The organism is Haemophilus sp. THUN1691 (assembly GCF_059704425.1).
In genome coordinates this window covers 554,373-569,965 of record NZ_AP046578.1, presented here as the reverse complement: position 1 = coordinate 569,965, position 15,593 = coordinate 554,373, and the positions used below count along the sequence as shown (strand labels likewise).

Annotated in this window: 11 protein-coding genes and 1 tRNA gene; 5 read left to right on the top strand and 7 right to left on the bottom strand. The window is 40.0% G+C overall.

Features of this window, described 5'->3' with window-relative positions:
- Positions 1 to 143 precede the first annotated feature (143 nt).
- A complete protein-coding gene (selB, locus tag AC6H0J_RS02770) occupies positions 144 to 2,003 on the bottom strand; it encodes a selenocysteine-specific translation elongation factor (protein ID WP_118817377.1) in 1,860 nt (619 codons plus the stop codon).
- Positions 2,000 to 3,385: an L-seryl-tRNA(Sec) selenium transferase gene (gene selA / locus AC6H0J_RS02765; RefSeq protein ID WP_046953413.1), complete on the bottom strand. Its 1,386-nt coding sequence runs from the start codon at positions 3,383 to 3,385 to the stop codon at positions 2,000 to 2,002. The genes selB and selA overlap by 4 nt, the downstream gene beginning before the upstream one ends.
- 70 nt (positions 3,386 to 3,455) lie before the next feature.
- On the opposite strand from selA, the gene AC6H0J_RS02760 reads away from it, so the two are divergent.
- A tRNA-Sec gene (locus AC6H0J_RS02760) sits at positions 3,456 to 3,550 on the top strand.
- Between the two features lie 96 nt (positions 3,551 to 3,646).
- On the opposite strand, the gene AC6H0J_RS02755 is transcribed toward AC6H0J_RS02760, so the two are convergent.
- Positions 3,647 to 5,101, bottom strand: a complete 1,455-nt coding sequence (locus AC6H0J_RS02755) for an aminoacyl-histidine dipeptidase (RefSeq protein WP_497512793.1) — start codon at positions 5,099 to 5,101, stop codon at positions 3,647 to 3,649.
- A gap of 106 nt (positions 5,102 to 5,207) precedes the next feature.
- Between AC6H0J_RS02755 and gpt the strand changes: the two genes are divergently transcribed.
- The gene (gpt, locus tag AC6H0J_RS02750; RefSeq protein ID WP_005626922.1) at positions 5,208 to 5,675 is read left to right on the top strand and encodes a xanthine phosphoribosyltransferase; all 468 of its coding nucleotides are present in this window, start codon (positions 5,208 to 5,210) and stop codon (positions 5,673 to 5,675) included.
- A gap of 76 nt (positions 5,676 to 5,751) precedes the next feature.
- Here gpt and glpK read toward each other — a convergent pair whose 3' ends face one another.
- The 4 genes from glpK to glpT all read right to left on the bottom strand — a co-directional run bounded on the left by glpK (position 5,752) and on the right by glpT (position 10,948).
- The gene (gene glpK / locus AC6H0J_RS02745) at positions 5,752 to 7,263 is read right to left on the bottom strand and encodes a glycerol kinase GlpK (RefSeq protein WP_005626924.1); all 1,512 of its coding nucleotides are present in this window, start codon (positions 7,261 to 7,263) and stop codon (positions 5,752 to 5,754) included.
- Between the two features lie 20 nt (positions 7,264 to 7,283).
- Positions 7,284 to 8,078, bottom strand: a complete 795-nt coding sequence (locus tag AC6H0J_RS02740; protein WP_497512792.1) for an MIP/aquaporin family protein — start codon at positions 8,076 to 8,078, stop codon at positions 7,284 to 7,286.
- A 231-nt stretch (positions 8,079 to 8,309) separates the two neighbouring features.
- The gene (gene glpQ, locus AC6H0J_RS02735) at positions 8,310 to 9,404 is read right to left on the bottom strand and encodes a glycerophosphodiester phosphodiesterase (protein WP_497512791.1); all 1,095 of its coding nucleotides are present in this window, start codon (positions 9,402 to 9,404) and stop codon (positions 8,310 to 8,312) included.
- 101 nt (positions 9,405 to 9,505) lie between these two features.
- A complete protein-coding gene (gene glpT / locus AC6H0J_RS02730; RefSeq protein ID WP_005626932.1) occupies positions 9,506 to 10,948 on the bottom strand; it encodes a glycerol-3-phosphate transporter in 1,443 nt (480 codons plus the stop codon).
- Between the two features lie 293 nt (positions 10,949 to 11,241).
- Between glpT and glpA the strand changes: the two genes are divergently transcribed.
- The 3 genes from glpA to glpC are packed head-to-tail and all read left to right on the top strand — an operon-like array spanning position 11,242 to position 15,513.
- The gene (gene glpA / locus AC6H0J_RS02725) at positions 11,242 to 12,933 is read left to right on the top strand and encodes an anaerobic glycerol-3-phosphate dehydrogenase subunit A (RefSeq protein ID WP_497512789.1); all 1,692 of its coding nucleotides are present in this window, start codon (positions 11,242 to 11,244) and stop codon (positions 12,931 to 12,933) included.
- A complete protein-coding gene (glpB, locus tag AC6H0J_RS02720; RefSeq protein WP_005626937.1) occupies positions 12,923 to 14,221 on the top strand; it encodes a glycerol-3-phosphate dehydrogenase subunit GlpB in 1,299 nt (432 codons plus the stop codon). Before glpA ends, glpB begins: the two co-directional genes overlap by 11 nt.
- 11 nt (positions 14,222 to 14,232) lie before the next feature.
- Positions 14,233 to 15,513 (top strand): anaerobic glycerol-3-phosphate dehydrogenase subunit GlpC, encoded by a 1,281-nt coding sequence (gene glpC / locus AC6H0J_RS02715; protein WP_005629397.1) that lies wholly within the window; start codon positions 14,233 to 14,235, stop codon positions 15,511 to 15,513.
- Positions 15,514 to 15,593 lie beyond the last annotated feature (80 nt).

Sequence of the window (15,593 nt, the reverse complement as noted above, 5' to 3'; positions counted from 1 at the left end):
GTAAATATTTTACCGCACTTTTTCTTTCCTTAAAGAAATTTTACAGAGTTATTTCGCTTAAATTCCATTAGATAATTCTTCTAGTTGTAATAAATATAGCATTAAATCCTGCTATCAAGCTATGTAATAACGCTCTTTAGACATCATAAATCAAAAACATTCTTATCGCGTAGAATATGGTCATTGCCTTTGCGACGCAAAAATCCCATTCGGTCGAAATATTCCATAAGTTGAACGGTAAGTTTACGCCCAAAATTCAATTTATCACGAACTTCATTTACTGATACTTTACCTTGTTCTTCCGCTATTTGTTTGATGAGTCTTGCATAAGCATAGATGGTTTCAGTTAAGAAAAATCTATCTTTTACGATTGGCGTGAGGTAACCCAGTTTTCCCGCTTTATACATAAAATTACGTATAATTGATTCATCAATAGCGAGTGCATTTGCCATATCGCGCACCCAAATAGCTTGACCGTTTGCTTTTTCAAACTCGTTTAATACATCTGTCCAACGTGATTTTTCTTCAGTATTAAGCTGAATTTTATGCGCTGGTAGATGAATCCAGCCACGCGTTTGTTGTAATCGACCATCATCAAGCATTTCATCGATAAAATGATGAATTAGATTTTCTGGCTGATTCAATGTTGCCATTCGATATAATCTGGCTTTGCTTACACCAAGTTGATCATTATGTTGCTCGTGATAGGTATTAAGCACGGTTAAAATTTGCTGCGTTTTTTCTTGTACGTAATTAGTATTAAAACACCAATCTTGATAACGTACGGCGTCCCGCTCAGCGAGTGCTTTATCTAATTGGAAGGAAGTCAGTTGTTCCGTCCACATTAATTGGCGTGCGGTTGTCGCATTATGTAGAAGGGTAAGTGCAATGCGTTGCGAAGCATTCTCTGCCAATGCTAAATTCGCTAGGAAATTTAACTGCACTTCAGTACGTTTATGACGTTTTGGCGAGTTTATTTCCAATACTCGTGCGCCGGCAATTAAGGTTTTTGTATCGCCACTGCGTAAAATAAGTTTGTCTCCAAAGGCCAAGAATAATGGTGAATCTAATATGATTTCAGCCAAAGTGCGGTCATTTTTAGCGGCATTTTTTCCCTGTAATAAGGTGAGCTTACCCGTAGTGCGACTCGCTCCGTGATAAATATGCACAGGTTGGCTTTCATTTAATGGTATTTCAGCCAAAATTTGTACACTGATGCGATCTGTTGGTGAGAGAGGTTCATCCTGCAATAACCAATCGCCTCGTTTCATTGGCGTGCGGTCTAAATCAGCATTTAAATTTAACGCTAAACGTTGACCCGCAATACCTTGTTCGCTTGATGTATTTTGTGCGTGAATCGCTTTTACACGAACTTTCTGTCCAGAGGAAAGGTAAAGTTCATCGTTAACTTTCACTGTTCCTGAAAAGGCTGTTCCTGTCACGACGGTACCCGCCCCTTTTACGCTGAATACTCGGTCTATTGCATAGCGGAAAGGTTTCTGGGTATCAGATAATTCAGGTAGATTAGCTAAGTAATGACGTAATTCATTAATTCCTTGCCCCGTTTCTGCTGAGGTAATGAAATAGTTGGCATCGCGTAAAAAACTGTAATCTTGTTTAATTGTTTGGATTAACGATTCAATTTGCTCTGGATTTGTACGATCTGCTTTTGTGATGACAACAATAATTTCATGGAATTGAAGTTGGCGTAAGATTGCTAAATGTTCTTTCGTTTGCGCTGCAATACCTTCATCCGAAGCCACAATTAACATTGCATAATTCACTCCACCTAAGCCTGCCAGCATATTTGACAAGAATTTCTCGTGCCCAGGTACATCAATAAAACCAAGCACTTTGTTTTCTAAAGGTAGATAGGCATACCCCAAATCAATGGTCATTCCGCGTTTTTTTTCTTCTGGTAAATGCGCGGTACTTGTGCCAGTTAATGCTTTTAATAATGCTGTTTTGCCGTGATCAACGTGACCTGAAGTAACAATAATCATAGTTCGTCCAATGTATTTAATAATGTTTCAATATCCACAAGGCTACGTAAATCTAGCCACATTTTTCCGTTTTCCATTCGCCCAATAATAGGTTGAGAAAGTTGTTTAAAACGAGCTAAAAGTGCGGAAAGTTTTGCGTTTGTTTTTTCTGCAATCGTAACAGCCACGGAAGGGATTTTTTCCATTGGTTGTGAGCCGCTACCGATTTGTGCTTGGCTATCTTCAATTTGAATCTCAAATTGTGAATTTAAGCGAGATTCTAACCGCTCTTTGAGACGCGTAGCATTTATTTTGAGTTGTTCTAATGGTTGCGTGAGTAATCGCAAGATTGGTAACTTTTCAGTTAATTTTTCAGGATTTAAATATAAACGTAATGTGGCTTCTAAGCCGGCTAAAATGACTTTATCGCAACGTAATGCACGCTTGAGTGGGTGTGCTTGTAATTGTTCGATCCATTCTTTTTTACCCACGATAATACCTGCTTGCACACCGCCAAGTAATTTATCGCCAGAGAAAGAGACCAAATCCACACCTTGTGCGACTTTTTCTTGCACGGTAGGTTCTTTTGGCAAGCCATATTGGCTTAAATCAACTAATGCGCCGCTGCCTAAATCAGTTACTACGGGTACATTCATTTCTCTCCCCAGTTCTGCGAGTTCTTCTTCTGAAACTGAAGAGGTAAAACCACAAATTTGATAATTGCTGCTATGCACTTTCATTAAAAAAGCCGTATTTTCAGTGATAGCATTACGATAATCTTTCAGGTGAGTACGATTAGTGGTGCCCACTTCCACTAAATGGCATCCAGCTTGTTCCATTATATCTGGAATACGAAATGCACCGCCGATTTCAATTAATTCGCCACGAGAAATAATTACTTCTTTACCTTGAGCAAAAGTCGCCAGAATTAACAATACCGCAGCGGCGTTGTTATTCACTATACAGGCTGCTTCAGCACCTGTGAGTTTGCATAATAATTCGCTGATGTAATTATCGCGATGACTACGCTTGCCTTCATCTAAATCATATTCAAGCGAAACATTTTTTTGCATCGCAGAAAGCGCTGCCTGTTGTGCTGCTTCAGACCAAAGTGCCCGCCCAAGATTTGTGTGTAACACCGTACCAGTCAGATTATGCACCGCTTTGATTTGTACTTGGTTTTGTTTTTGTAGGCGAGAATGAATTTCTACAAAAGTGCGGTCAAAATTAGAAAAATATTCAGGAAGTTGATTATTTTTTTGAATAAATTGACGAGCTTGCGTTAATAATTCTCGACACGTTGCCACGACAGCAGTGTGACCAAATTCGGTAATAAGTTGTAAGCCTTGAGGTGTTTTGAGAATTTTGTCAACGGAAGGAAGTTGTTGAAAAAGTGCGGTCATTTTTGAATCCGTTTAAAATAACGTTGAATTGCCGATTAATTTACGCTAAAGTAACTGCAATTTCAACCACGGAGGGGCGTCATCTCCGGTGAGGTGGCAGGATTTCAAATCCTGTTGAGGACGCCAGCGTTCTTGGGTGGGTTCGACTCCCATTCCCCTCCGCCATCTATATATTTCATTTTTATCATTTCTATTTTTTATAAAAATAAAAGCGGCCAAAACCGTTTTTTATTTTGACCGCCCTTTAGGATTAATACCTAATTATTTTGCTGGAATGTCTGCGAGTACTCTTGTCAATAAATCCCAATAGGTTTGCACTGTTGCAATTTCCACTTTCTCATCTGGTGAGTGAGCATTTCGAATTGTTGGCCCGATAGAAATCATTTCAATGTGTGGATAATGTTCTTTTAAAAGCCCACATTCTAATCCTGCGTGAATGACTTTCACTACAGGTTGCGAGCCTAGCACTTCAGCATAATGTTTGCGAGTAACGTCTAAGATAGTTGAGTCATTTACCGGTTGCCAGCCCGGATAAGGCGCAGAAAACTCGACTTTTGCATCCGCTAAGATTGCAAGTGAGCTAAGCATTTCAGTCACGTAATATTTACCGCTTTCAATTAATGAACGAACTAAAATGGTGCTTTTTACAACATTTCCTTCTGTTTTCAATACGCCAACGCTTAATGAGCTTTCTACAACATTTTTAACTACATCACTATTGCGGATTACGCCGTTTGGCAATACGTTGAGTGCGTTAATTACTGTTTGAGTACTTTGTGCGGTGAATACGGCAGGGGCTTTTTCTGCTGATTCTACAAAAAGTGTGAAATTAGGTTCTGCAATTGCTAATTCTTCTTTAAGAACAATCGACAGATTTTCTACCGCACTTTCTATGGCTTTTACATCGCCATTAAAGGCTAATACGGCTACAGCTTCTCGAGGAATTGCATTACGAATTGAGCCACCACGAATTTCAGAGAGAGCAAAGTGCGGTTCATTTTGAGAGAGTTTTGCTAATACTCGTGCTAACACTTTGATTGCATTTGCACGCCCTGTATGGATATCGCCGCCAGAGTGGCCGCCACGTAAACCTTTAAGGATAATTTGTGCGCTGTGTTCAAACGTATTGGTTTCATATTGAACTGGAATTTCAAAGTTTGCGTTAATGCCACCCGCGCAACCAATGTAAATTTCGCCAATTTCTTCGGTATCTGTATTGATTAAAATTTCAGATTGTAACCAGTTATGACGTAAGCCTTTTGCGCCATCCATCCCTGTTTCTTCTGTCATTGTTAAAAGCACTTCAAGAGGTGGATACGCTAAATCATTGCTTTCTAACACCGCTAACGTAGAGGCTAAACCGATACCATTGTCAGCTCCTAGTGTTGTGCCTCGTGCTTTCACCCATTCCCCGTCAATATAAGGTTGAATAGGATCTTTGGTAAAATCATGTGGGTTGCCTTCATTAGCCTGTGGCACCATATCTAAGTGCGCTTGTAGAACAACAGGCGTGTGATTTTCCATTCCTTTCGTAGCGGGTTTACGAATGAGGACATTCCCAACTTCATCGCGTTCAACAAAAAAATGCTTTTCTTTCGCCCAATTTACAATAAAGTTAGCTAACGCATCTTCATGATGAGAAGGGTGAGGGATTGCACAGATTTGATCGAACCATTTCCAGAGTAATGCTGGTTTAAGTGTTGTAATTTCAGACATAGTCACTCCTTTTTACTGAAAAATTTCATGAAATAATAGCATAAAACGCCATTTCGGGTTATCCTTACGCAATTTTTATTTATCGATAAATTTCTAAGGTGCAATTATGAGCGAAAAATATGTGGTGACTTGGGATATGTTCCAAATGCATGCCCGCAAATTATCTGAACGTTTACTTCCGGCTTCTCAATGGAAAGGTATTATTGCGGTGAGTCGCGGTGGTTTATTTCCAGCAGCTGTTTTGGCTCGCGAGTTAGGTATTCGCCATATTGAGACTGTTTGTATCGCAAGTTATCACGATCATAACAATCAAGGTGAATTACAAGTTCTTCATTCCGCTCAAGTACCAGATGGTGGTGAAGGATTTATCGTGGTAGATGATTTAGTTGATACGGGTAATACAGCGCGTGCGATTCGTCAAATGTACCCTAATGCAAAATTTGTGACTGTATTTGCAAAACCTGCAGGTGCAGAATTAGTGGATGATTACGTAATTGATATTCCACAAAATACTTGGATTGAGCAACCTTGGGATTTAGGTTTAACCTTTGTTCCACCTCTATCTAGAAAATAATTTTTATACAGATACAGAATAAAAGAGCGGTCAAAATAAAAGAAATTTTGACCGCTCTTTGTATGAGAATTATAAATTATTCTTCATCTTCTTTTGCCCATTCTAATGAGCGTTTAACTGCTTTTTTCCAGCCTTTGTAGCGACGTTCGCGTTTTTCATTGTCGCTGTCGGGACTGAAGGTGCGTTCTACTCGGGCTTTATCGCGAAGCTCGTCTAAATCTTTCCAGAAGCCTGTTGCTAAACCAGCAAGATAAGCAGCACCTAGAGCAGTCACTTCTTTTACAACTGGTCGCTCAACATTTACATCTAAAATGTCAGCTTGGAATTGCATTAAGAAGTTATTGTTGGTTGCGCCGCCATCTACACGGAGATATTGTAAGCGTTCACCTGAATCTGATTGCATAGCCTCTAAGACATCGCGGGTTTGGTAAGCAATAGATTCTAAGGTTGCACGAACAATATGATTACGGTTTGCTCCGCGAGAAAGACCAAAAATTGCACCGCGCGCATACGGATCCCAATATGGTGCACCTAACCCAGTGAAAGCTGGAACAACATATACGCCATTACTATCAGTCACTTTTTGGGCGAAGTATTCAGAGTCAAAACTATCGTGAACAATTTTGAGTTCATCTCGGAGCCATTGGATTGATGCACCTGCAATAAATACAGAACCTTCTAAGGCATATTCTGGTTCGCCTTTTGCATTACAAGCAATAGTTGTGAGTAGTCCATTTTGGGATGTAATGGCTTTGTTACCTGTGTGGAGTAACATAAAGCAGCCTGTGCCATAAGTGTTTTTGGCTTGGCCTGAATGTACGCAAAGATGTCCGTAAAGAGCAGCTTGTTGGTCACCAGCAATCCCTGCAACAGGAATACGAACACCGCCTTTACCACCGATATTGGTTTGGCCGTAAATTTCAGAAGAATTACGGACTTCAGGTAACATTGAACGAGGAATATTCAAGATTTCAAGCATCTTGTCGTCCCATTGTTTGGTATGAATGTTGAATAACATGGTACGAGATGCATTGGTGTAATCGGTTACGTGCACTCGGCCTTGAGTCAGTTTCCATACAAGCCAAGTATCAACGGTACCAAATAATAATTCTCCTCGTTCCGCTTTTTCTCGAGCTCCTTCAACGTTATCCAAAATCCATTTCACTTTTGTACCAGAGAAGTAAGGATCAACCACTAAGCCAGTGGTATTACGAATATATTCTTCATGACCATCGGCTTTTAATTTATCGGTAATGTCTGCTGTACGGCGACATTGCCAAACGATAGCGTTGTAAACAGGTATACCCGTTGCTTTTTCCCATACAATGGTGGTTTCACGTTGGTTGGTGATACCGATAGCGGCGATTTCATCAGATGTAATGCCTGCTTTTGCAACGACTTCGTTTAAAGTTGAGCTTTGAGTTGCCCAAATTTCCATTGGGTTATGTTCTACCCAGCCTGCTTGAGGGTAAATTTGAGTAAATTCACGTTGTGCAATTTCAACCACATTCGCATTATGATCTAATAATACTGCGCGAGAGCTTGTTGTGCCTTGGTCTAATGCAATGATGTATTTTTTGTCTGTCATAGTATTACTCCTTCAAATAATTATTCGCAGCCGCAATTACAAGGTAAATTGCCGCCAATTGCTTTTTTGTATAACCATGCACCAGCTAATGCGCCTAAAACAGGTGCAATCATTGGAACGATAAAATAAGGGATTTCGCGTCCGCCAGTTAAAGCGAGTTCGCCCCAGCCTGCTAGGTAAGCAAAGAATTTTGGTCCGAAGTCACGTGCTGGATTCATGGCAAAACCTGTTAAAGGGCCCATAGCACCACCAAGAACTGCAATTAATACACCAATTAGTAATGGAGCAAGTGGACCACGAGGTACACCATTTCCATCGTCAGTTAATGCCATAATTAATGCCATAAGAATTGCAGTAATCACAAATTCCACAGCAAAGGCTCCACCAATGCTTAAACTTGGATGAGGATAAGTGGAGAATGTACCCGCAAGGCTTAAACTTTCTTGTGTACCACGAACAATGTTATGAGAAGTTTCATAATCGATAAAAACATTGTGGTATAAGGCATAAACTAATGCTGCAGCAAAGAATGCGCCGAGCATTTGTGAAATGATGTAAGGAATTACTTTTTTGCAATCAAAGCAAGCAAATTTCCAAAGGGCAATGGTTACTGCTGGGTTTAAATGTGCGCCAGATAAACCAGCTGTTGCATATACTGCAAGTGCAACGCCCATCCCCCACATAATGCTGATTTCCCACAAGCCAAAACTAGCGCCTGCTACTTTTAGTGCTGCAACGCAGTCCACACCAAAGAAAATCAATAAGGCTGTACCTAAAAACTCGCCAATACAGTTCGCTTTTAATGATTTATCCATAGATCACTCCTTAGAAGTGCGGTTGAAATGAAGGGTGTTTTCCCTAAATAAAAGGGAAGAAGAATTTATTAGAAAAGAATACGGAGTATTTTGAAATAGCCTCCTTATTTGAATTCTAGGTTAGAACACCTAGATTGATTATGATGTCACTCAGTTAGAGTAGACTTTTGGCTTCTTCGATATAGAAACCTAGTTAACCGTGGGTATGTTTACCCACGGTTGTGAGGGATATTATTTTTTCCCTTTTAAGAATTCCACGCCAGTATCTGGGAAATCAGTAAATACGCCTGTTGCACCTGATTTATTCAATAATGCATCGTACATTTGATTTACATCTGTGAAGAACTCTGGCAATGCGTCTTTACGCACTGTATATGGATGAAGTTCAACTTTGTATTGAGCAAGCTCTTTTACTAATGGTGTGTATACAATGTTGCCTGGTTTAGATTGTTCTTTATCTACTAACATATACCAACCAGGGCCAACACCATCAGCGTATTTCACTACTTCTGCCATTGCACCTGGTTTAAACATCCAATCGTAATCGTAGTTTACCCATTTACCTTTTGCATCTTTTTCTTGCGTTTCTTTCCAATCTGTATAAGCCACTAATTGAACTAATTTCAAATCCATGCCCATTTTTGGAAGTAATTCTGTTTTGATACGTTTTAACTCATTAAAGTCGAAAGTTTGTAAGTAAACCATATCGGTTTTCTTATCATAGCCATATTTTTTCAACACTTTGAGCGTTTCAGCTGCAATATCTTTGCCATTTTGATGGTGGAACCAAGGTGCTTTGATTTCTGGATAAATCCCTACTTTTTTACCAGTCGATTTTTCTAAGCCTTGGATAAATTCAATTTCATCTTCAAAGGTGTGAATTCTGAAGTGTGATTTCCAAAGTGGGAAACGACCAGGATAAACTTGTGCTTGTTTGCCATCTTTGGTTTCAAAGTTTTCTGTCATTTCTAAACTTTGAATTTCTTTTAAGGTAAAGTCGATGACATAGTAACGACCATCTTTACGGTGACGATGTGGGAATTTTTTTGCTACATCAGTCAATCCATCTAAAAAGTGATCGTGAATAACCACTAAACGACCATCTTTAGTCATTGCTAAATCTTGCTCTAAATAATCAGCATGTTGTGCAAACGCAAGCGCTTTAGATTCTAAAGTATGCTCTGGTAAATAACCGCTAGCACCACGGTGAGCAATAATGATTTTGTCTGATTTCATTTGGGTGTTTGCCATGCTTGATGAATGGCTGCTGCAACCAGCAAGTACGCCAGCTGCTAATAAAGAAAGGGCTAAAGTTTTAAATTTCATAAGTATTTTCTCCTTAAGAGTGCGGTAAATTTTATAGAGTTTTTAGATTTTAGTTACAAAAAAGGCGACTAAGCATTTGCCCGCCGCCTTTTTTAAGCTAATTATTTAGTACCGTAAGTATCGCCTAATTTCGCTTTGTGTTTACCTTCTTCAACCATTACGATGAAGAGTAATAACACCGCTAAGACACCACCACCGATCATGACGTAGAAACCACCGTCCCATCCGTAATGTTGAGCAGCCCAACCGATAACTGCTGATGCAGAAACAGTACCGCCTAAGTAACCGAATAAACCAGTGAAACCTGCTGCAGTACCTGCTGCTTTTTTCGGTGCTAACTCAAGAGCATGTAAACCGATTAACATTACAGGACCGTAGATTAAGAAACCGATTAAAGTCATTAAAATGAAGTCAGTTAATTGGTATGGGTTTTGATACCATGCGCTATAGTTTGCTAATTCAGCTTCTGGTGTAGCTGGGTTCATCCAGTATGCAACAACCGCTGCAGTGGTTAAGATCATGAAGATGAAACCTGTTAAACCACGTTTACCTTTGAATACTTTATCTGATACCCAACCACATAATAATGTACCTGGAACCGCTGCTAATTCATAGATTGTGTATGCCCATGCGGTACCTTTGATGTTGAAGTGTTTTACTTCACTCAAGTAAACCGGAGACCATTTTAATACGCCGTAGCGGATTAAATATACGAATACGTTAGCAATCGCAATGTACCATAACAATTTGTTTTTCAATACATAAGTTACGAAGATTTCTTTTGTGCTTAAATCGTTTTCGTAAGTTTTTTCGTTATAGTCATCTGGGTAGTCATTACGCCATTTTTCGATTGACGGTAAACCACAAGATTGTGGAGTATCACGCATGACGAAGTAAACAGGAATTGCACAGATCATTGCAGCAATACCTGGATAGTAGAGAGATTGTTGCCAAATGTCTTTTGCTTGTGCTTCAACACCGTGAGTGCTGAAGAAGACAGCACTTGCTAATAGCACCATTGCACCTGGCATCATACCACCGATGTTGTGCGCGGTATTCCAGATAGATACGATAGTACCGCGTTCTGATTTAGACCACCAGTGTACCATTGTACGACCACATGGAGGCCAACCCATACCTTGGAACCAACCATTTAAGAAGATCATCGCCCACATGATAGCGATGCCTGAGGTTGCCCATGGAAATAGACCCATTAAGGTCATACATAAACCAGATAGTAATAAACCAAATGGTAGGAATACACGAGGGTTAGAACGGTCAGACATACCAGCCATTACGAATTTTGATAAACCGTAAGCAAGGCCAGCTGCAGAACCGATTACACCAAGCTCAGCTTTTGTATAAAGACCAGCTTGAATTAAACCAGGTTGTGCTAAGTCAAAGTTTGCACGCACGAAATAGTATGCGGCATAACCAAAGAAGATCCCTGCGAATACTTGCCAACGTAAGCGTTTATACGTGGAATCAATTTTTTCCGCTGGAAGTTCCGCAATATGCGGAGCGGGTTTGAATGGTCCAAACATAATTTTTTTCTCCAACTTTTAATTATGTGTAAGTTTTATTCACCCTTTATTAGACAGTAAGGGATAGGCGCATAATAAAAGAAAATAAAAAATAAGGAAGTAAAAAAAGTAAAAAATGTGAAGTGTTTCACAAAATTTTTACACCATTTGAGCGAATGCGAAAATTATTGTGATCGGTATCACAAAATTGTTTTCTTTTGCGCTCAAAATGTTGTTAATTTGGCCGCACTTCTCTACAATGCCTGTGATTTTTATATTACTTTTTTGTTAAATTTTGGGAATTGGGGGTAAACATGGGATTATCGCCTAGCATGTACAAAGATGTTGGAGATTTTTCGCCACTCAGTACCGATGTCATTATTATCGGTGGTGGCGCAACGGGTGCAGGTATTGCACGTGACTGTGCACTTCGTGGCATTGATTGTATTTTATTGGAACGCCGCGATATCGCGACGGGTGCGACAGGACGCAACCACGGATTATTACACAGTGGTGCGCGTTATGCCGTGAACGACCAAGAATCTGCTGAAGAATGTATTAAAGAAAACCGTATTTTGCGCAAAATTGCGCGTCATTGCGTAGATGAAACGGAAGGCTTATTTATCACGTTGCCTGAAGATTCTCTCGACTATCAAAAAACCTTCCTTGAGAGCTGTGCAAAATCTGGAATTGATGCGCAAGCTATTGATCCTGACTTAGCTAAAATTATGGAGCCTTCTGTAAACCCAGATTTAGTGGGCGCTGTCGTTGTGCCAGATGGTTCTATTGACCCATTCCGTTTAACCGCCTCTAATATGATGGATGCGACAGAAAACGGCGCAAAAATGTTCACTTATTGCGAAGTAAAAAATTTGATTCGTGAAGGTGAAAAAGTGATTGGTGTGAATGTGTACGATCACAAAAATCGTAGAGAACGCCAATTTTTTGCACCGCTTGTTGTGAATGCTGGTGGTATTTGGGGACAAGGAATTGCGGAATATGCCGATCTCAAAATCAAAATGTTCCCTGCGAAAGGTGCATTGCTTGTAATGGGTCATCGCATTAATAAACTTGTAATTAACCGCTGCCGTAAACCAGCTGATGCGGATATTCTAGTTCCAGGCGATACAATTTGTGTTATTGGTACAACGTCAAGTCGTGTTCCTTATGATCAAATCGATAACATGCAAGTGACGCCAGAAGAAGTAGATATTCTTTTCCGTGAAGGTGAAAAACTTGCACCGAGCTTGCGTCATACTCGCGTATTACGTGCTTATGCTGGGGTACGTCCATTAGTTGCAAGTGATGATGATCCATCAGGTCGTAATGTGAGCCGTGGTATTGTGTTACTTGACCATGCAGAACGTGATGGCTTAGATGGCTTTATTACAATCACTGGTGGTAAGTTAATGACTTATCGTTTAATGGCTGAATGGGCGACTGACCTTGTTTGTAAAAAACTCAATAAAACGGCTCGTTGTGTAACAGCGGAGCAACCTCTACCTGGCTCTACTGAAAGCCGTCAAGAGACCAACCAAAAAGTCATTTCATTACCAAGTACTATTCGTTATTCTGCTGTGTATCGTCATGGTTCACGCGCTACTCGTTTGCTTGAAAAAGAACGTTTAGATCGTTCAATGGTTTGTGAATGTGAAGCAGTGACGGCGGGCGAAGTTCGCTATGCAATTGATGAACTCGGTGTAAATAACATTGTGGATTTACGCCGCCGTACACGTGTTGGCATGGGGACTTGTCAAGCTGAGCTTTGTGCATGTCGTGCAGCAGGCTTAATGAACCGTTTTGAAGTGGCAACACCAACTCAATCAACCACTCAACTTTCTGCTTTTATGGAAGAACGCTGGCGTGGTATTGAGCCGATTGCTTGGGGTGAAGCTATTCGCGAAGCCGAATTTACATCTTGGATGTATGGTAGTGTATTAGGTTTGAATGATGTGAAACCGCTTGATGAACAAGCACAACAAGGGACGGATAGCAATGAATTTTGATGTAGCTATTATTGGCGGTGGTTTGGCGGGTTTAACCTGTGGCATCGCCCTTCAACAACGCGGCAAACGTTGCGTGATTATCAACAACGGTCAAGCAGCCATTGATTTTGCATCTGGCTCTTTAGATTTATTAAGCCGTATGCCATCAACTTCAAATGGAGAAGGTCGCGCGGTAGAAAATTTAAAAGAAAATATCACCGCACTTCGTAATGAATTACCTGCTCACCCTTATAGTTTATTGGGCGCAGAGAAAGTGCTTGCTAAAGCACAAGATTTTGAACGTTTAGCCAATGAATTAAATCTTGATTTAATTGGTTCTACGGAAAAAAATCACTGGCGTGTAACAGGTTTAGGCAGTTTACGTGGTGCATGGCTTTCACCAAACAGTGTGCCAACTGTGCAAGGTAATGAACATTTTCCACATAAACGTATTGCAGTGCTTGGTATCGAAGGTTATCACGATTTTCAACCGCAACTTTTAGCGGCAAATTTAGTGTTAAACACACAATTTGAACATTGTGAGGTGACCAGTGGTTTCTTAAATATTCCACAATTAGACGAGCTTCGCAAAAATGCTCGTGAGTTCCGTAGTGTAAATATCTCTCAACTTCTAGAGCACAAACTTGCGTTCAATGATCTCGTTAAAGAAATTATTGAATCAGCGCAAGGTGCAGAAGCGGTATTTTTACCGGCTTGTTTTGGTTTAGAAAACCAAGAATTTATGACCGCACTTCGTGATGCAACTAAGCTCGCATTATTTGAATTGCCAACGTTGCCACCATCATTACTCGGTATGCGTCAACGTATTCAATTACGCCGTAAATTTGAATCCCTTGGTGGTTTAATGATTAATGGTGATAGTGCATTGAACGCAACATTTGAAGGAAATCAAGTCCGTTGTATCAACACTCGCTTGCTCGAAGATGAAGAAATTACTGCAGATAATTTCGTACTAGCTTCAGGAAGTTTCTTCAGTAAAGGACTCATTTCCGAATTCGATAAAATTTATGAGCCAGTTTTTGAATCCGATATTATCGGTGTTGAAGGGTTTAACGATAAAGATCGTTTCACTTGGACTGCTCATCGTTTTGCTCATCCACAACCTTACCAATCTGCTGGTGTAGCAATTAATGCTCAATGCCAAGTGCAAAAGAGCGGTCAATATTTAACGAATTTATATGCCGTCGGTAATGTAATTGGTGGGTTTAATGCGCTTGAGCTTGGTTGTGGTTCGGGTGTCGCAGTTGTAACTGCCTTGGCGGTTGCTGATGAAATCTTGGCGAAATAAGGGGGAATAATATGGATAATAATATTCAACGACTCATTGATAGTGCAAAACAATCCCTTAATTCACCTGAAAGCCATAAATATATCGACGAAAGTTTTGAAAGCTGTATTAAATGTACGGCTTGTACCGCTGTTTGTCCGGTTTCACGCAATAATCCGCTTTACCCTGGCCCAAAACAATCTGGTCCAGATGGTGAGCGTTTACGCTTAAAATCAGCTGAACTTTACGATGAAGCACTTAAATATTGTACCAACTGTAAACGTTGTGAAGTGGCTTGCCCATCTGATGTGAAAATTGGTGATTTAATTGTGCGTGCGCGTAATAACCATTTAGCGCAGTCTAAAAAACCGTTAATGAATAAATTGCGTGATGCGATTTTAAGTAACACTGATGTAATGGGGAAAATCAATACACCATTGGCACCGATAGTAAACACCATCACAAGCCTAAAAGCGACCAAATTTATGTTGGAAAAAACGCTTAAAATCAGTAAAGAACGTACTTTACCTAAATATGCGTTTGGTACGTTCCGTAGCTGGTATATGAAAAATGCGTTACAAGACCAACAAAAATTTGAGCGTAAAGTCGCGTATTATCATGGTTGTTATGTGAACTATAATAATCCGCAGCTTGGTAAAGAATTCCTTAAAGTGTTCAATGCGATGAACATTGGGGTGATGTTACTAGAAAAAGAAAAATGCTGTGGTTTACCATTAATGGTGAATGGTTTCCCTGAACGTGCACGTAATATCGCACAGTTCAATACCGATTACATTGGAAAAATGGTAGATGAAAATGGACTAGACGTGATCAGTGAAGCGTCAAGTTGTTCACTTAATCTACGTGACGAATATCATCATATTTTAGGCATCGACAATGCTAAAGTGCGTCCGCATATTCATATGGTGACGCCATTCTTATACCAACTTTTCAAAGAAGGTAAAACATTACCGTTGAAACCACTTAAACTTCGAGTGGCTTATCACACCGCTTGTCACGTAGATAAAGCAGGTTGGGCACCTTATACTTTGGAAGTGTTGAAAAAAATTCCTGGTTTAGAAATCATCATGTTACCTAGCCAATGCTGTGGCATTGCTGGGACTTATGGCTTTAAATCAGAAAACTATGAGGTTTCACAATCTATTGGTAAAAACCTATTCGATAACATTAACGAAGGTGGATTTGATTACGTCATATCTGAATGTCAAACCTGTAAATGGCAAATTGATATGTCATCTAACGTGACCTGTATTCACCCATTAACCTTACTCTGTATGTCGATGGATTCTTAGAAATAAAACGCACTTTGTAGAAAGTGCGTTTTTTATGAGACTAATATCTCTAAAAAATCGATTGTTAGTCATTTAATAAA